The sequence below is a fragment of the Pseudomonas sp. AC242 genome (assembly GCF_979258655.1).
Genome location: NZ_OZ409873.1, coordinates 2,202,521 through 2,219,935, shown reverse-complemented (window position 1 = coordinate 2,219,935; position 17,415 = coordinate 2,202,521). Strand labels below are relative to the sequence as shown.

Sequence of the window (17,415 nt, the reverse complement as noted above, 5' to 3'; positions counted from 1 at the left end):
GAGCTGCCGCAGGCTGCGATCTTTTGACTTTGCTTTTAGAAGATCAAAAGATCGCAGTCTTCGGCAGCTCCTACAAAAGCAGGGTTGCGTACGCTATGGTGCAGAGACAGTTCACCAACGTGAGTCCCCATGCGCTTCCTCGCTCGCACCCACCCTCGCCTGTCTGCCGCCGCCCTCCTCGGCCTTGCCACCGGTCTCCTGGTCCCCGCCGATTCCATCGTCAGCAAAATCCTCATCGGCTGGAACGCTGGCGTCTGGACTTACCTGATCCTGATGTTCTGGCTGACCGTGCGCGCCAAGGCTCCGGACGTCAAACGCATCGCTGAAGTCGAAGACGAAAATGCCGGGCTGGTGCTGTTCGTGGTGTGCATCGCCGCGCTGGCGAGTTTGGCGACCATCACCTTCGAGCTGGCTGGCAGCAAGGACCTCGAAACCACGCGCAAACTGCTGCACTACGGTTTCACCGCGCTGACGGTGATCGGCTCGTGGCTGCTGATCGGGGTGATTTTCTGCGTGCACTACGCCAGGTTGTATTACACCTGGAATGGCAAAGAGCCGGCGTTGCGCTTCGCCGAGGGGCTGACTACCCCCAACTATTGGGACTTCTTGTACTTCTCCTTCACCATCGGCGTCGCCGTGCAGACTGCAGATGTCGGCGTGGCCACCCGCGATATCCGCAAAATCGTACTGGCGCAATCGTTGATCGGCTTCGTGTTCAACACCGCGATTCTGGGATTTTCGATCAATATCGCCGCGGGTTTGTTCGGCTGACGCGATCCCGCCCGTCGGCGACACAAAGACCGCTGGTGATCATTCACTTGACGGAAGATTTGTTTTTGGTGTTTCCTGAAACCGGTTTCAGCGCTGCATGCAGACGTTGAGCCTATAAATCCAATAACAAGGTTTCAGACCGTGAACGACTTCTCCGCCGCCCAGCGCAGCCGCGTGACCATGCTTGATGTCGCCGAACGCGCTGGCGTGTCCAAAGCCAGCGTCTCGCGCTTCATCGGCGAGGACCGCGCCCTGCTCTCCGATACCATTGCCCTGCGCATCGAGCAGGCCATCGCGGAGCTCGGCTATCGCCCCAACCAGATGGCTCGCGGCCTGAAACGTGGGCGTACACGCCTGATCGGCATGCTGGTGGCCGATATCCGCAACCCTTATTCGATCGCCGTAATGCACGGGGTGGAAACCGCGTGCCGTGCGCACGGCTACAGCCTGGTGGTGTGCAACACCGACCGCGATGACGAGCAGGAACGCCAGCACTTGGCGCTGTTGCGCTCTTACAACATCGAGGGGCTGATCGTGAACACGCTGGGCCATCATCGTGACGAGTTGCATGAGTTGCGCCGCGAGATGCCGCTGGTGCTGGTGGATCGCAAGGTCGACGGGCTCGACAGCGACATGGTCGGACTGAACAACCCGCAAGCTGTGGAAATGGCGCTTACGCATCTGCAGCAACGTGGTTATCGGGATCTGGTGCTGGTGACTGAACCCTTTGACGGCACCAGTTCGCGAATCGAACGGGTCAGCAGCTTTCAGGCACAGATTGCCCAGCGGTCGGCCCTGACCGGGGCGGTGCTGGAAACCGGCGACGCTCTGAACGCGCAACTTCAAACCTTTTTAAACACACCCGGTAATGGTCCGAAAGCGCTGTTTTGCGCCAATGGCGTAGCGGCGCTGGCTGCGACGACTGCGTTACGGCAAATGGGTTGCCGATTGTTCGAGGACGTCGGGCTGATTGCCCTGGATGAACTGGATTGGTATCCGTTGGTGGGCAGCGGGATTACCGCGCTGGCTCAGCCGACGGCAGAGATGGGTGCGCGGGCGTTTGAGTGTCTGCTCAAGCGCTTGCGTGGGGATGATGAGATGGCGCGGGTGGTGGATTTTGCGCCGGTGTTGATTGAGCGGGGGTCTACCCGTGAGGTTGGCGGTGCTTGAGCTGACGCTATCGCTGGCAAGCCAGCTCCCACAGGTTTAGAGGTGTACCAAGCCTTGTGTACGACCCGAACACTGCGGGAGCTGGCTTGCCAGCGATGAGGCCCAAAAGGACAACACAGAAACACCTGATATTTTTTTGAACAAAAATGAAACCGGTTTCAGAGGTCAATAACAATGAATAAACCCGCCGTTTCCATCAGTCTGTCCAGCTACGGCGCCGAGCTTGTGCGCCAGCGCGGGCAGGATGCTTTCATCGCTGTTCTGGCTGCGGCCGGGGCCAATCGCATCGAGTGGCGCGAAGAGCTGCTGACGCGTGAAGACCCTGCGCAACTGGCTCAGGCCTCCGAGGCGCAGGGCCTGCAAAGCATCTATTCCTCCCCCACCGAACTGTGGCTGGCCGGGCAGGCGCAGCCTAATCCCGAGTTGATCACCGCGCTGCAACAGGCCGAAGCATTCGGCTCAAAGTGGCTCAAGGTTTCTCTCGGCTACTTCACCGACACCAACGATCTGCAAACTTTGGCCGAGCGTTTGAAACGCAGCCCAGTGCAGTTGCTGGTGGAAAACGACCAGACTTTACACGGCGGGCGCATCGAGCCATTTCAGCGTTTCTTCGCTGCCGTCGAGCAGCACAACCTGCCAATCAAAATGACTTTCGACATCGGCAACTGGCAGTGGCAAGACCAGTCCGCCGCCAGCGCCGCCCGCCTGCTCGGCCGATATGTCGGTTATGTGCATTGCAAAGCCGTGGCCCGTCGCGCTGACGGCAAACTGGTCGCGGTGCCTCCCGCCATCAGCGACTTACACCTGTGGGAACAACTGTTGCGGCACATGGCCCAAGGCGTTATGCGCGCCGCCGAATACCCATTGCAGGGCGAAGATCTGGTGCAACTGACCAGCGAGCACGTCGCCGCCCTCGCCCGCCTCGGCCAATCCCGCCTGGAGCCTGCTCATGTCTGAGATCGATATTCTCTCGTTCGGTGAAACCATGGCGATGCTGGTCGCTGAGCAGACCGGTGATCTGGCCGCCGTCGAGCACTTCCACAAGCGCATCGCCGGGGCTGACAGCAATGTCGCCATCGGGCTTTCGCGTCTGGGTTTCAACGTCGCATGGCTGAGCCGCGTCGGTAACGATTCGCTCGGGCGCTTTGTGGTGCAGACCTTGATGAAGGAAGGCCTGGATTGCAGCCATGTCGATGTCGATAAACAACACCCGACCGGTTTCCAGTTCAAGTCCCGCAATGACGATGGCAGCGATCCGCAGGTCGAGTATTTCCGGCGCGGTTCGGCGGCCAGTCATTTGTCGCCGCAGTCGATTACGACCAATCTGCTAAGCGCTCGTCATCTGCATGCCACGGGCATCCCACCGGCGCTCTCAGCCTCGACGCGGGAGATGTCCTTTGAACTGATGACACGCATGCGCAATGCCGGGCGCAGCGTGTCCTTCGACCCCAATCTGCGCCCGAGCCTGTGGGCCAGCGAGCGCGAAATGATCACCGAGATCAACCGCCTCGCCGCCCTCGCCCATTGGGTGCTGCCGGGTTTGAGTGAAGGCCGTTTGCTGACCGGTTTCGAAGACCCGGCGGACATTGCTGCGTTTTATCTCGATCAAGGTGCCGAAGCGGTGGCGATCAAACTTGGCCCGCAGGGTGCGTATTACCGAACGCATCTGGATCAGGGTTTTGTCGCGGGTGTGCCGGTGACCAATGTCGTCGACACGGTCGGTGCCGGTGACGGCTTTGCGGTGGGGATGATCAGCGCCCTGCTGGAGCATCAGGGTTTTGCCGAGGCGGTGCAGCGCGCGAACTGGATTGGCAGTCGGGCGGTGCAGAGTCGCGGGGATATGGAGGGCCTTCCAACCCGGGCCGAACTCTTCAGCGAATTTGAGGCCGCCATCGCTGGCAAGCCAGCTCCCACAAGGGTTGGTGGTGGAAATACAATCTTTGACATACCCGAGATCCCTGTGGGAGCTGGCTTGCCAGCGATGAGGCCCTGACAGGCAACCGATTTATTGAACCTGCTGCGACAAAAACAACAAGCTCAGGAGCAAGACCCATGAAAACCGCAACCCTCGCCACCCGCCGCTGGTGGTACATCATGCCGATCGTGTTCATCACCTACAGCCTGGCGTATCTCGATCGCGCCAACTACGGTTTTGCCGCCGCCTCGGGCATGGCCGAAGACCTGATGATTACCCCGGGCCTGTCATCGCTGCTCGGTGCACTGTTCTTCCTCGGTTACTTTTTCTTCCAGGTGCCGGGGGCGATCTACGCGCAAAAACACAGCGTGAAGAAACTGATTTTCGTCAGCCTGATTCTCTGGGGCGGTCTCGCCACGTTGACCGGCGTGGTCTCCAATGCCTATTGGCTGATCGTCATCCGCTTCATGCTCGGTGTCGTCGAAGCCGCTGTCATGCCGGCAATGCTGGTCTACCTGTGCCACTGGTTCACCCGTGCCGAACGCTCGCGGGCCAACACTTTTCTGATCCTCGGCAACCCGGTGACCATGCTGTGGATGTCAGTGGTCTCGGGTTATCTGGTGCAGCATTTCAGTTGGCGCTGGATGTTCATCATCGAAGGTTTGCCGGCGGTGCTCTGGGCGTTTATCTGGTGGCGTCTGGCCGATGATCGTCCGGCTCAGGCGAAGTGGCTCAATGATCAGGAAAAGCACGATCTGGAAAGCGCACTCGCTGCCGAACAGGTCGGCATCAAAGCGGTGAAAAACTACGCCGAGGCCTTCCGTTCGCCGAAGGTGATCATTCTCGCGCTGCAGTTTTTCTGCTGGAGCATCGGCGTTTACGGCTTTGTGTTGTGGCTGCCGTCGATCCTCAAGGCCGGCGCACAAATGGACATGATCGAGGCCGGATGGCTGTCGGCGCTGCCGTATCTGGCGGCGGTGATCGGCATGCTCGTGGTGTCGTGGGGTTCGGACAAGTTGCAGAAGCGCAAACGTTTTGTCTGGCCGCCGCTGCTGATCGCGTCCATTGCGTTTTACGGTTCTTACGCACTGGGCGCTGAACATTTCTGGTGGTCGTACACGCTGCTGGTGATTGCCGGCGCCTGCATGTACGCACCTTACGGGCCGTTCTTTGCCATCGTCCCGGAGATTCTCCCGGCCAACGTTGCCGGTGGCGCGATGGCGCTGATCAACAGCATGGGCGCGCTCGGTTCGTTCGGCGGCTCGTATCTGGTCGGTTACTTGAACAGCTCCACCGGTTCGCCCGGCGCTTCGTACCTGCTGATGAGCGGCGCGCTGCTGCTGTCGGTGGTGCTGACTATTTTTCTCAAGCCCGGCGCCAGTGATCGCGTCGTTGCCAAAGCCGTTGCCACGCGTGCCGTGCCAGCGCATTCCTGAAGAGACTTTTGCCATGAAAAAACAGGTCGTGTTGTACAAGAAACTTTCGCCCGCGCTGATGGCGCGTCTGCAAGAGCAGTGCGAAGTGACGCTGATCGACAGCCTCGACGCCGACGGTCTCATGCAACTGCGCGACGCCCTGCCCCGTGCCCACGGTTTGCTCGGCGCCAGCCTGAAACTTGATGCGGCGTTATTGGATCTGGCGCCGCAACTGCAAGCCATCGCCAGCGTCTCGGTGGGCGTCGACAACTACGACATCGATTACCTGAACCAACGCCAGATCCTCCTGAGCAACACCCCGGACGTGCTTACCGAAACCACCGCCGACACCGGTTTCGCGCTGATCCTCGCGGCTGCCCGGCGTGTGGTGGAACTGGCGAACATGGTGCGCAGCGGCCAATGGAGCCGCAACATCGGTCCGACGCATTTCGGCACCGATGTACATGGCAAGACGCTGGGGATTATCGGCATGGGCCGCATCGGCGAAGCGCTGGCGCAGCGTGGGCATTTCGGGTTCGGCATGCCGGTGATCTATCACAGCCAGTCGCGCAAACCGGCGGTCGAGGCGCGATTTGATGCGCAGTATCGAAGCCTCGAAGAATTGTTACAGCAGGCTGATTTCATTTGCCTGACTTTGCCGCTGACAGCACAGACGGAAGGCTTGATCGGCGCCGAGCAGTTCGCACTGATGCGCCCGGACAGCATCTTCATCAATATCTCGCGGGGCAAGGTGGTCGATGAGGCGGCGATGATTGAGGCGCTGCGTCATCAACGGATTCGTGCGGCGGGGCTGGATGTGTTTGAGCGTGAGCCGCTGAACCATGATTCGCCGCTGTTGCAGCTGAATAATGTGGTGGCGACACCGCACATGGGCTCGGCGACGCATGAGACGCGCGAAGCGATGGCGCGCTGTGCGGTGGAGAATCTGTTGGCGGCGTTGAAGGGAGAGAAGCCGGCGAATCTGGTGAATCCATCGGCCTGGCAGGGCTGAGATCTTCAGTGCCTGTTCTGGCCCAATCGCTGGCAAGCCAGCTCCCACAGGGTTCTCGAGCGGACACAAATATCATGTCCACCTCAAATCACTGTGGGAGCTGGCTTGCCAGCGATGGGGCCAGTGCAGGCAAGACAAAACCATCAAGCACTGCGCGCTTGTAACAACTGCGCCGCGCAAAGCGCAATCCGCGCACAGGCATCCGCCAGTTTCACCCGGTCCAGCACCAAACCAATACGAATATGCCCTGCCGCACTCGGCCCGAACGCCTCACCGGCCAGCACCGACACGCCATAACCCTCCAGCAACCGCTCGGCAAACGCCTGGGCGCCCAGCCCGGTCTGGCGCACATCGACCATCACAAACATGCCGCCATCCGGGCGAATCGGGTACAACCCCGGACAACCCTGCAAACGTTCGCAGACCAGATCCCGGCGCAGGCGATATTCCTCGCGCATTTGCGTCACTTCCGGCAGGTCTGACTGCAACGCAATCTCTGCGGCTTTCTGCACAAAATCCGGCAACCCGAACAACATGCTCAGCGACAAATTGACTAAATGCTCGGCCAGCGATGTCGGCCCGATCATCCAGCCGATGCGCCAGCCGGTCATGGCGTGGGACTTCGACAGGCTGTTGATCGTCGCCGTGCGTTCGGCCATGCCCGGCAAACTCGCCGGGCTGACGTGCTGACCTTCATAGAGCAGTTCGCTGTAGACCTCGTCGCTGATCAGCCACAAGTCATGCCGCACGCAGAGCGCCGCCAGTTCCTGCCAGATCAGCAGTGACAGGCTCGCGCCGCTGGGATTGTTCGGACTGTTGAGCAGCATGGCGCGGGTTTTCGGCGTGATCCGCGCAGCGACATCGGCCGGGTCGACGCGAAAGCCGTTTTCCGGGCGCACCGGCACCGGCACCACTGTCGCGCCGCAAGCGCCAAACACGCCTTCGTAGGTGACATACATCGGCTCAGCGACGATGACTTCATCGCCCGGATCCAGCAAGCATTGCGCCACCGAATACACCGCGCATTGCGCACCGGGCATGACGATCACATGGTCAGCATCGACCGTTTGCCCGCTGCGCCGACGATGGCGTTCGGCAATCAGCGTGCGCAGTGCCAAACGACCGCGTACTTCGGAATAATGGGTATCGCCGGCCAACAAGCTGTCGATCGCGCCGTGAACAATTGGCAGAGGTGTATCGAAATCCGGATCGCCAATGCTCAGCAGCAGGATATCGACACCCTCGGCGCGCAACTCCAGCGCTCGGTCGTGAATCTGCCAGGCGGCGGCTCCTTCTCCGGCGATTCGTTGGGTCAAGGCTGAATAGCGCATGTACGTCTCCTGATTGCGCGGTTTCCAGCCTTCACCGTATCTCAAATCACGAAACGCGCCACCATGGCGTTCAAATCCACCGCCAGACGCGACAATTCGTGGGTCGCGGCGCTGGTCTGGTTGGCCCCGGCGGCCGATTGCGTGGCCAGATCGCGGATGTTGACCAGGTTGCGGTCGACCTCGCGCGAGACTTGCGCCTGTTCTTCCGAGGCGCTGGCAATCACCAGGTTGCGCTCGTTGATTTGGTGAATCGACTGGGTGATCTGCTCTAGCGCCACGCCGGCCGCGCGGGCCATTTCCAGGGTGGTCTGGGTGCGCTGGTTGCTTTGCTGCATCGAGGAAACCGCTTCGCCCGTGCCGTTCTGAATGCCGGCGACCATTTTTTCAATCTCTTGGGTCGACTGCGCGGTGCGATGGGCCAATGCCCGCACTTCGTCTGCGACCACGGCAAAACCCCGCCCTGCTTCACCGGCACGCGCTGCTTCGATCGCGGCGTTGAGCGCCAGCAGGTTGGTCTGTTCGGCGATGGCGCGGATCACATCGAGCACTTTGCCGATGTCACGGCCCTGCGCGGCGAGACCTTCGATCATCTGTGCGGTGTTCTGCACGTCGTGGGTCATGGTCTGGATGGCGTCGACGGTTTTCACTACTTGATCGCGGCCTTCGCGGGCGGCGTGGGTCGACTGGTTCGAGGCTTCCGAGGTCGACACGGCGTTGCGCGCGACTTCCTCGACGGCGGCGGTCATCTCGTTGACAGCGGTGGCGGCTTGCTCGATTTCGTTGTTCTGCTGCTGCAGGCCACGGGAGGCTTCTTCAGTCACCGCGCTGAGTTCTTCGGCTGCGGCGCCCAGTTGCGTGGCGGAGCCGGCGATCTGCTCGATGGTTTTGCGCAGGTTGCTCTGCATGGTGGCCAGCGCCTGCAGCAACTGCGTCGCTTCGTCCTTGCCGTCGATTTCGATGACTTTGCTGAGGTTGCCGTCAGCAATGGTTTGCGCGGCCTGCACGGCACGGTTCAGCGGCGTGACGATGCTGCGGGTCAGCAGCCAGGCCAGTAGCACCGTGGCAACGGCTGCGAAAACAGCGACGATAATGATGCCGGTGATGGCGCTGTCATAATATTGGCCGGCCTGAATCGACGCGGCTTTGGCATCGGCGGCGTTCATCGCTATCAGCTTGTTGAGCTGTTCGCCCATCTGGTCGGTGCCGTCCTTGATCCGCGTGTTGATCAGGGCACGCATCTCGTCGAGTTTGTCCTGACGCGACAGCTCCATCATCTGGTTCTGCGCTTGCAGGTAGTTGTCCAGCGTGGTGGCGAAGCTCTGGTACAACGCCCGTTCTTCCGGGCCGGCCGGCAGTGCGGCGTAACTGGCCTGGGCGGCGCGAACCTTGTCGACCAGAACGCCGATGCGAGTCTGCGCTTCCTGCAACCCGGCCGCTTCGCGGTTGACCAGCACGCGGAACGACAGAATCCGCAGACGCAGAACGTTTTCTGTCACTACGGCAAGTTGCGTCACGCTGGGAAGTTGCGTCGAATCCATCTCGACGGACGCCTGACGGATGATCGACATGCGGTTGACGGCGAACACGCCGAGCACGATCACCAGCAAGGCGATAAAGGCAAAACCGAGGAAGGCACGGGGCGCGATATTCAGGTTACGCAGGGACATAGTTGAGCTCTCGAAAGATAGAAACTACGAGCGTCCATGCGTCATCACTGGCCCGAGGGGGGCGGGTCCAGTCCGGCGTCACTGTTTTAGGAAGTTATGTGCGCGCCTGTTAGCTGTATCGGCCAGGCTTTAGGAAGATTGCGGGTCAAGAGCAACTATTTTTCAGGGTGTTACAGCAATGAAACACAGTTGGTTGTTTTGTGTAGGAGCTGTCGAGTGGAACGAGGCTGCGATCTTTTGACGTTTAAAAGCAGTATCAAAAGATCACAGCCTTCGGCAGCTGATCAGGCTCAGCGGTCGATAGCGAGCTGCCAGACACGGGCGATGTCCGTCGCGCGTTCACGCAACAGGCGCGGTGCTTCGGCGCAGGCCTGTTCCAGGGACATCGGGCCGCTGGTCACAGCGAATGCCGCGTCGATGCCGTGCTCGTAGAGTTCTTGGTAACCCTCGCCCAAAGTACCGGCAATGACAATCACTGGCACGTCATGCCGTTTGGCAATCCGCGCAACGCCGAACGGCGTCTTGCCACGCAAGGTCTGGGCATCGAAGCGCCCTTCCCCGGTGATCACCAGATCGGCACCTTTGACGGCTTCGGCGAGGCCGACCAGTTCGGCAACCACTTCCACCCCGGCTTGAAATTGCGCACTGAGGAAGGCCTTGGCCGCAAACCCCAAACCACCTGCCGCGCCGCTGCCCGGCTCATCACGAACGTCTTTGCCCAACGCTTGTGCGCACAGTTCGGCGAAGTGCCCCAAGGCCTGATCGAGTTGCTGCACTTGCGCCGGTGAGGCACCTTTCTGCGGGCCGAAAATCACGGAAGCTCCGTGCGGACCGCAGAGTGGGTTATTGACGTCCGCTGCGATATCGAAGCGCACGTGCGCCAGTCGCGGGTCAAGTTCGCTCAAATCGACACGCGCCAGTTGCGCCAAGGCCAAGCCGCCGGGTACCAACGTCTGTCCTTGCGCATCGAGCAACTTCACGCCCAACGCTTGCACCGCCCCGGCGCCGCCGTCATTGGTCGCGCTGCCACCAATCGCCAGAATCACCCGTTGCGCGCCGGCATCCAGCGCTGCGCGAATCAGTTCGCCGGTACCGAAAGTGCTGCTGATGCAGGCATCGCGCTGCCCCAGCGGTACCAATTGCAAGCCGCTGGCCTCGGCCATTTCAATGATTGCGGTGTGGTTGTGCGGCAACCAGCCCCATGCAGCGTCGACGGCTGTGCCCAAAGGGCCGCGCACGCGGGTGCGGCGCAGCTCGCCTTCGCACGCGGCAAGGATCGATTCGACCGTGCCTTCGCCACCATCAGCCATTGGGCATTTGACCAAGGTCGCGTGCGGCCAGACCTGAGCAAGGCCGAGGGCAATGGCTTCGGCGACGCCTTGGGCACTGAGGCTGTCCTTGAACGAATCGGGGGCGATGACGATCTTCATGCGAATTCTCCGGTTGCAATGCCCCTCATGCTGCCAGTCTGCCTGAGCGTTGACGCCGGTCCGCTGCACAAGTGGCGGGGGCGTTTATTGTTCATTTTCACAAAGACAGGGAAAGTGGCGGTGAATGTTCGGCCGCCATCGCTGGCAAGCCAGCTCCCACAGGGATTGTCGGTGAACACAAATGTAGTGAACACCATCAACCCTTGTGGGAGCTGGCTTGCCAGCGATGGCGGCCTCAAAATCACCTCATGCCGACAGATCTGTCTGGGGTAACAGCTGCACCCCAAGATAAAGCGCCAACATCCCATCGAGCCGCAACGGATCAACCCCACTCAGTTCAGCGATCCGCTCCATCCGATAGCGCAAACTGTTGCGATGAATCCCCAACGCATCGGCACACGCCTGACTCTGGCCATCGTGCTCGCACCAACTGCGCAGCGTCGCCAGCAACTGGCCGTTGCCGTCCTTGGCGATCACCTTGCGCAGCGGCTTGAGCAATTCGTCCAGCGCATCGTCGTCGCGATGTCGCCACAACATCACCGGCAAGCGATAGCGGTTCAGCGTCAGCAATCGCGAGTGCGGCAACACTTCCCGGCCATAGGCGAGCAAATCACCAACCCGCCGATAACACCGACGTAACCCGGCCAGTCCATCCGCCTGCCCGCCCACGGCGATGCGCAGAATCTTCCAGCCGAGGCCGTCGAGTTTTTCCAGTAAGCGGTCGTGCTCGACGGTCTGATTCGCCGGGCGACACCACAGCAGCGATGACTTCGCCGAACTCACGCACCAGCTATCGGGATAACGCGACATCAGCCAGGCACTCAACGCCTCGACGGTTTGCCCCGGCCCATGCTCAAGGCCCAGCTCGAACAGATACGGCACCCGCGTCAGTTGCGGTTTAAGCCCGAGTTGCTGCGCTTCATCGACCAGACGCGGCGAGTCACCCGCCTCGCTCAACAGCAGCGCGAGCAAATCATCACAACGCTGGCGCCGCCATTGCTGTTCGGCCTGCTGATTGCGCTGGCCGACGAGCATTTCGGCGGTCATGCGCACCAGTTCCGCATACGTGCGCAGTTGCTCCGGTTCGCCGGTAATGCCGAGCACGCCGATCAAGCGCTGATCGAGTAACAGCGGCAGGTTGATGCCCGGTTGTACGCCCTTCAAATGCACGGCCGTCTGCGCGTCGATCTCGACCACGCGACCGTTGGCCAGCACCAGTTGCGCGCCTTCGTGACGGGTGTTGATGCGCTCCGGTTCGCCGCTGCCGAGGATCAGCCCCTGGCTGTCCATGACGTTGACGTTGTAGGGCAAAATGGCCATGGCCCGGTCGACGATGTCCTGGGCGAGGTCGTGATCGAGTTCGAACATAACGGCGGCAATCCTTAAGTTTCGGCACTGGCAGTTGTTCACCCGCACAGGGTCTGGTGGCAAACCCTGTGCTCAGGCACAAAGACAATCCGGCCAAAGGTGGCCGAGACTCTCGGGGCGATCAACGTTACCCTTTGCATCGCAAAAAATCATAATAAAGAGAGAGCCGCTATGTCGCACAGCGCCGCAGCTACCCAGACCATCGATGACGATAAAAACGCCGTCTACAAACGCATCACCCTGCGTTTGATCCCCTTCATTTTCATCTGCTACTTGTTCAACTACCTCGACCGGGTCAACGTTGGATTTGCCAAACTGCAGATGCTCGACGCGCTGAAATTCAGCGAAACCGTGTACGGCCTCGGGGCCGGTATCTTCTTTATCGGCTACGTGCTGTGTGGCGTGCCGAGCAATCTGGCGTTGACCAAATTCGGCCCACGGCGCTGGATCGCGGTGATGATGATCACTTGGGGCACGCTGTCGACCTGCCTGTTGTTCGTCACCACCCCGACCGAGTTCTACACGCTGCGCCTGTTCACCGGTGCGGCCGAAGCCGGGTTCTTCCCGGGCGTCGTGTTGTACCTCTCGCAGTGGTTCCCGACCTTCCGCCGTGGCCGGATCATGGCGTTGTTCATGTCGGCGATCCCGGTTTCCGGATTGCTCGGTAGTCCGTTCTCTGGCTGGATTCTCAATCACTTCGCCGCAGGGCAAGGTGGTTTGGCGGGCTGGCAGTGGATGTTTCTGCTGCAAGGCATTCCTACCGTCATTCTCGGCGCCCTCGCCTATTTCCTCCTGAGCGACAGCTTCGCCAACGCCAAATGGCTGAGCCCGCATGAGCGCGCCGTGCTCGAAGCGGATCAGGCGGAAGATTTGGCGAACAAGCCGAAGACTACGTCCGACTCGCTGCTGGCGGTGTTCAAGAACCCGGCGATCTGGGCGTTTGGCCTGATCTATTTCTGCATCCAGAGTGGCGTGTACGCGATCAACTTCTGGCTGCCGTCGATCATCAAGAACCTCGGCTTCAGCGATAACCTGGTGATCGGCTGGCTGAGTGCGATTCCGTATTTGCTGGCGGCGGTGTTCATGCTGGTGGTCGGGCGTTCGGCGGACTTGCGCAAGGAGCGTCGCTGGCATTTGGTGGTGCCAATGCTGATGGGCGCGATCGGTCTGGTGATTGCGGTGAACTTCGCGGCTAACCCGGCGATTGCGATTCTCGGTCTGACCATTGCCACCATGGGTGCGCTGACTGGCCTGCCGATGTTCTGGCCGGTGCCAACCGCGATGTTGAGTGCCGGTGCTGCGGCCGGTGGGCTAGCGTTGATCAACTCGATGGGGCAGATGGCCGGGTTCCTCAGTCCGTACCTGGTGGGTTGGGTCAAGGACAGCACCGGTTCGACCGATGCCGCGCTGTATCTGCTGGCGGGGGTGATTGTTGGCGGGAGTTTGCTTGCGTTGCGCATGACGCGGACGTTGCGGGCTTGAGTTTTTGATGCAGAGTAGAACGGCCTTTTTCAGGGCCGTTTTTTATTGGGTGTCCGACTTGGGTTTTGTGGTGTTCTGGAGATCTTTTCCCCCTCACCCCAGCCCTCTCCCCCAAGGGGGCGAGGGGGAAAGGGAGCCGATTTTGGTGCTTTTCAAGATTTGAGTTCGATTCGGTATTGCACGTCGGCGTAGCTCGTTCAAACACCTCGGTCAGTCCCCTCTCCCTTCGGGCGGTCCGACGTTTCGGGAGGGTTAGGGTGAGGGGCTTCTAATGCGTCCAGCTCAATCACCAGACCACCCGGCATTTGCACAAAAATCTGCGCGATCCCCTCGCCCGGTACCTGCGCCAACTGATACGGCAAACCACTGTCACGCACCCGCTGCAACACCGCTTCCGCCGGCTCATCAGTACGAAACGCGATGTGGCTCAATTCCGTGTCATCCGGCAACGGCCGCTCAATCACATGCGCCACGGCATGTTCATCCTGATACAGCCAACGCCCGGGAAACGGAAACGGCGGACGACGGCCCGGCTTGAGCCCGAGCAACTGGGCGAAACTGTCCTGCAAGGTCTGACCGTCAGCGGTATTGAAGGCCAGGTGATCGAATGTCCAGGTCATGCGCCTCTCCTGCGATTATTGATTGATTGCAGTATCCATCCTTGCCAATCACGAAAAAATCCCGCAAAAACGCAAAGATCTTTAAAGGATTTTTAGCAATGAGCTCAATTCTCGATCTGGAGATCTTCGTCCGCGTTGCCGATGCCGGCAGCATTTCCGCTGCCGCTCGCGCGCTGGAGCTGACCCCGGCCGCCGCCAGTATCGCGCTGAAGCGCCTGGAAACCCGCCTCGGTATCCGTTTGTTCGCACGCTCCACCCGCAGCATTCGTCTGACAGAAGAAGGCCGCCGTTATCTTGAAAGCGTGCGCCTGGCACTGGCGGCACTGGCTGAGGGCGAACAGGCAATCAAGCAGCAAAACGAAGGCCTGAGCGGCGTGTTGCAACTGGCTGCGCCGTCGGACTTCGGCCGCAACGTGTTGTTGCCGTGGCTCGACGATTTCAAACGTGAACATCCGAATGTTCAGCTGCAACTGCTGCTCAACGACCGACATGCCGATCTGTTTCGCGAGACCGTCGATGTGGCGTTGCGTTTTGGCGTGCCTAGCGATTCGACGCTGGTGGCGTTGCCGATTCTGCCGCAACACCGGCGCGTCGCTTGCGCCAGCCCTGACTACCTGGCGCGACGTGGTATCCCGCAACATCCCACTGAACTGAGCGAGCACAGCGCCCTGCTCTACCTGCGCAATGGCCGACCCTACAACAGCTGGCGTTTCAGCCGCGGCGATGAAACGCTGGAAGTCGAGGTCCATGGTGACTACCTCAGTGACGACGGCGAAGTCGCCCGCCGCTGGGCGCTGGCCGGGCATGGCATCGCTTACAAAGCTTGGCTGGACATTGCCCAAGACGTCCGCGCGGGGCGGTTGGTTACGTTGTTTGATGATTGGGACGGGGAAACTGCGCCGTTCAATTTGCTGTGTCCGCATCGAGTTCAAGTGTCTGAACGAGTCAGAGTGTTGCAGGTGTTTCTGCAAGAGCGCTGCACCGGGCTGAGCCGATAAATCACTTTTCCCCATTGCGTGCTTTGATCGTTCCCACGCTCAGCGGGGGAACGATCAAACTATTCAGATAGCCAGTAAACACCAGGCGGTCCAACTGCGAGCACTGAGGATAGTATTAAACGAGTAGTCAGGTCTCATGTATGCGCCCCATTGCCCAAAATTAGCACATGTCCAAACGTGCTCTGTTCGAAGGGGCGGAGAATATACTCGAACAATGTCATTACGAAAGATGCTGTCATATGTATGACGGCCTCCCAATGAATTCCTCCACGCTTCAGCCTCAGGAGAACCCAGCGTCTGGTCGCTGATTTGCAGCTTATAAACATTCGTAACAGCCACCAGGTAACTAACTGTCTCACCCTCCCGATCCGTAACGTATATCGTCGCCACGCCCTGCTTGAGTCCCGTTACCTTACCGGCCGCACTCACCGGCGCAGTCAACGGATCCGAAGAAGCATAGTCATACGGCGGAACCCCACCCGTCGGTACGCGAATACCCGTATTACCAAGCGAATCCTCACCGGTTTTCGGCCATTGCGGCACCTTCACCGAGAAACCGTCCAGCTTCATCTGCGTCCGGTCGATGTTGAGCGCCAAACGTTGAAACCGCCAAGGATCAGACTCAAATTGATTCCCGGTTTTTTCCTTCACGGTAAAGTTGTGCTGCCCCACCGCAATCGGCAGCAACTTGCTCTGCCACTTATAATTCGATCCGGTTTGAATCTCCTCAATAAACGCCTCACCATCAAAAACCCGCAACACCATCCCCGCCAGCGCAGAACCCGACAACACCACTTTATTGTCCGAAACCGTGCCGCCGTTTTGCACGTCCGCTCCGGACGAGTTCTTAACTTCTAAAATAACCGGTTTCACAATCACCCGTGCCCGTGCAACTTTCGATGTTGCAATAACGACTCCCCCTCGTACTTGCTCATACAGCACAGCGACCACACTGTCGCCGATGACCTTGGCATTGGGAATCATCAACCGGTGCACAAAAGGAAGCCTGCCGACCAACTGGTCAACCGTATGTGCGACAACGGGTCCGCTGCCTGGCGTCGCGGTGTATTTCACGCGGACAGTGTCGTTGGAGGCCCAAAGAGGTTCCAGGACATGCACCTGGATGGTCAGATCCTTGTTGCCCAGTTTGTTCAGGTCAATGGTATCCGGCGCGTCGTGCGGGTCATCCGGGTCTTCGGCAATATCGGGAGCGGCCATCCGTGTGCCCTTGAGATCGACAACAACGCGGATCGCCGCCGACCACGGCGAATTCAGATCGGCTCCGTTGCCAATCTGGTCGAACACCGTATAGGTGAAAGAGAACTGGGGATGATCACCAGCCGCCTCCAGATCGGCTTTTTCCAATAGACGCCCAATGCGAGTGGGTGTACTGGTCGGTGTCGCCGGAGCCTCGTCCGGATGCGCCACCCACTCAACATCATGACCGTTACAGTTGAGCACAATCCGGTCGTACGGCCGGCAATAGGGATAGGAGAACCAGACCTGCACGCCCTGTGCCGCACGATCGGCATCGATACCGTCCTCCAGCACATCCCGAGGCAGTCCTAACTCGAGTTCGGAGTGTCCTTCATCGCCGTTCTTGTCCTCCATCCCGGGGCGAATGGCGTTGTACAGAATAGTCAATGGCGGCTCGTAGGTTTCTTCAGCACCGGTGGTGCGTGTGACGGTATAGCTCAGTTCATTGACGAAACCCGGATCGGATCTCAGCAAATTTTTGGGAATATGCAGAGTCACTGCGTCGTCCGTGGATTGGGCCTGCTGGCTGTCGACGCGCATTGCTCCGTTCACGTGAATTGCAAACGTATCCAGCGGCCGCTGCGCCAGCACCGGATTGATAATGACGGTTGCGCCATTCGGCCGCAGCTCGTAGAACGCCTTGGCGATGCCGCAATCGGCACCGGCCACGGAGGTATTGCTGTCCGGAAGTTGCGGCGCGTAAAGGTTGATCTCGGCGTCGGCGGGTAACGCCACACCCAAAGTCTTGGTATCCATCAACGAGCTCCTGATTTCAAGAATAGGCCAGGACTTTTCAACGAGGCCACCCTTCAGAATCAGGCCAGAACATCTACCGCCGTGCCTACTGTCAGATCTGACAGTCACGACGAACGGCTCCCGTCGGGTGGGGTTTGAAAAGTAATTCCTGGACAAATTTGTTTGCCGGCTTCAGCGGTTCTGGTATTTGATTAACCCTTTCCCACCGACAAAAGGATTTCGG

The 17,415-nt window shown here is 59.8% G+C and carries 14 protein-coding genes; 8 read left to right on the top strand and 6 right to left on the bottom strand.

The genetic code is table 11. The features are described from left to right. Positions 1 to 129: 129 nt before the first annotated feature. The 6 genes from ACZZ0A_RS10115 (at position 130) to ACZZ0A_RS10090 (ending at position 6,283) form a co-directional block, all read left to right on the top strand. Entirely contained in the window at positions 130 to 771 is a 642-nt protein-coding gene (locus ACZZ0A_RS10115) for a DUF1345 domain-containing protein (RefSeq protein ID WP_007912177.1), read from the top strand. A 141-nt stretch (positions 772 to 912) separates the two neighbouring features. Beyond that, positions 913 to 1,941: a LacI family DNA-binding transcriptional regulator gene (locus ACZZ0A_RS10110; RefSeq protein ID WP_463542979.1), complete on the top strand. Its 1,029-nt coding sequence runs from the start codon at positions 913 to 915 to the stop codon at positions 1,939 to 1,941. A gap of 174 nt (positions 1,942 to 2,115) precedes the next feature. Then, positions 2,116 to 2,898: a sugar phosphate isomerase/epimerase family protein gene (locus ACZZ0A_RS10105; protein ID WP_007912182.1), complete on the top strand. Its 783-nt coding sequence runs from the start codon at positions 2,116 to 2,118 to the stop codon at positions 2,896 to 2,898. Beyond that, positions 2,891 to 3,934: a sugar kinase gene (locus ACZZ0A_RS10100; RefSeq protein WP_463542978.1), complete on the top strand. Its 1,044-nt coding sequence runs from the start codon at positions 2,891 to 2,893 to the stop codon at positions 3,932 to 3,934. Before ACZZ0A_RS10105 ends, ACZZ0A_RS10100 begins: the two co-directional genes overlap by 8 nt. A gap of 59 nt (positions 3,935 to 3,993) precedes the next feature. Beyond that, on the top strand, positions 3,994 to 5,292 hold the full coding sequence (locus ACZZ0A_RS10095) for an MFS transporter (protein ID WP_038368553.1): 1,299 nt from the start codon (positions 3,994 to 3,996) through the stop codon (positions 5,290 to 5,292). Positions 5,293 to 5,305: 13 nt separating this feature from the next. After that, positions 5,306 to 6,283, top strand: coding sequence for a 2-hydroxyacid dehydrogenase (locus ACZZ0A_RS10090; RefSeq protein WP_463542977.1), 978 nt, complete (start codon positions 5,306 to 5,308; stop codon positions 6,281 to 6,283). Between the two features lie 143 nt (positions 6,284 to 6,426). Here ACZZ0A_RS10090 and ACZZ0A_RS10085 read toward each other — a convergent pair whose 3' ends face one another. The 4 genes from ACZZ0A_RS10085 to ACZZ0A_RS10070 form a co-directional block, all read right to left on the bottom strand. Then, positions 6,427 to 7,614: a pyridoxal phosphate-dependent aminotransferase gene (locus tag ACZZ0A_RS10085; RefSeq protein ID WP_463542976.1), complete on the bottom strand. Its 1,188-nt coding sequence runs from the start codon at positions 7,612 to 7,614 to the stop codon at positions 6,427 to 6,429. 41 nt (positions 7,615 to 7,655) lie between these two features. Then, entirely contained in the window at positions 7,656 to 9,281 is a 1,626-nt protein-coding gene (locus ACZZ0A_RS10080) for a methyl-accepting chemotaxis protein (RefSeq protein ID WP_463542975.1), read from the bottom strand. Between the two features lie 290 nt (positions 9,282 to 9,571). After that, positions 9,572 to 10,711 (bottom strand): glycerate kinase, encoded by a 1,140-nt coding sequence (locus tag ACZZ0A_RS10075; protein ID WP_007912195.1) that lies wholly within the window; start codon positions 10,709 to 10,711, stop codon positions 9,572 to 9,574. A gap of 246 nt (positions 10,712 to 10,957) precedes the next feature. Continuing rightward, the gene (locus ACZZ0A_RS10070) at positions 10,958 to 12,079 is read right to left on the bottom strand and encodes a sugar diacid recognition domain-containing protein (RefSeq protein ID WP_463542974.1); all 1,122 of its coding nucleotides are present in this window, start codon (positions 12,077 to 12,079) and stop codon (positions 10,958 to 10,960) included. A 171-nt stretch (positions 12,080 to 12,250) separates the two neighbouring features. On the opposite strand from ACZZ0A_RS10070, the gene ACZZ0A_RS10065 reads away from it, so the two are divergent. Next, positions 12,251 to 13,561, top strand: coding sequence for an MFS transporter (locus ACZZ0A_RS10065; RefSeq protein WP_007912199.1), 1,311 nt, complete (start codon positions 12,251 to 12,253; stop codon positions 13,559 to 13,561). A gap of 197 nt (positions 13,562 to 13,758) precedes the next feature. Here ACZZ0A_RS10065 and ACZZ0A_RS10060 read toward each other — a convergent pair whose 3' ends face one another. After that, on the bottom strand, positions 13,759 to 14,181 hold the full coding sequence (locus ACZZ0A_RS10060; RefSeq protein WP_463542973.1) for a VOC family protein: 423 nt from the start codon (positions 14,179 to 14,181) through the stop codon (positions 13,759 to 13,761). 98 nt (positions 14,182 to 14,279) lie between these two features. On the opposite strand from ACZZ0A_RS10060, the gene ACZZ0A_RS10055 reads away from it, so the two are divergent. After that, positions 14,280 to 15,179, top strand: coding sequence for a LysR family transcriptional regulator (locus ACZZ0A_RS10055; RefSeq protein ID WP_007912202.1), 900 nt, complete (start codon positions 14,280 to 14,282; stop codon positions 15,177 to 15,179). Positions 15,180 to 15,242: 63 nt separating this feature from the next. Here ACZZ0A_RS10055 and ACZZ0A_RS10050 read toward each other — a convergent pair whose 3' ends face one another. After that, complete coding sequence (locus tag ACZZ0A_RS10050) at positions 15,243 to 17,192, bottom strand: Ig-like domain-containing protein (protein ID WP_463542972.1); 1,950 nt, start codon at positions 17,190 to 17,192, stop codon at positions 15,243 to 15,245. Between the last annotated feature and the right edge of the window lie 223 nt (positions 17,193 to 17,415).